At 51.3% G+C, this 517-nt stretch carries 1 protein-coding gene; it reads right to left on the bottom strand.

All coding sequences use genetic code 11. From position 1 onward, the window contains the following. On the bottom strand, window positions 1-276 hold a 276-nt coding region (locus IE142_RS40485), incomplete at its 3' end, for a lactate/malate family dehydrogenase (protein ID WP_502266924.1). Window positions 277-517: the final 241 nt, after the last annotated feature.

Below are 517 nucleotides of genomic sequence, written 5' to 3'. Positions count from 1 at the left end.
ACCAACAACTGGGATTTGAACAGCAGAAGCATCCTTCTGGCCCGAGAACTCTTGGGTGAAAGTCTCTGCACGAACGACGTCCAGTGTGGTGACACGAAAGAGGCGCTTCGGGTCAAAGACGCCAGCGGCTTTGAGCACCTCTGCAGCAATAGGAACAGTAGAATTAACGGGGTTTGAGATAACAAGAACAAAGGCCTTGGGGCAGAACTCGGCGATACCCTTGACCAAGTCTCGCACTATGCCGGCGTTGATCTTGAAGAGGTCGTCACGGGTCATACCAGGCTTGCCTATCAACTATCAGAAAACTGGCCACCAGCGAACATACGAGGAGCAATGCGAAAGGGTAGGGACTTACGGGGAATACCAGCCGGGATGACAACAATATTAGCACCAGTAAGGGCCTGCTTCAGCCCATCATCTTTGGGCAGAAAACCAGAGATTTTCTAATCGCCCAGGTAAGCAAGATACCATTTTTCGCCTCTTCCATCGGGCAATTCGCATTGTGGCAGTAACGTAC

It is taken from the genome of Streptomyces mutabilis (assembly GCF_014649815.1).
GTDB classification, from domain to species: Bacteria; Actinomycetota; Actinomycetes; order Streptomycetales; family Streptomycetaceae; genus Streptomyces; species Streptomyces mutabilis.
Note: the sequence above shows the minus strand (reverse complement) of the source record. Positions and strands in the feature narration are given on the sequence as shown.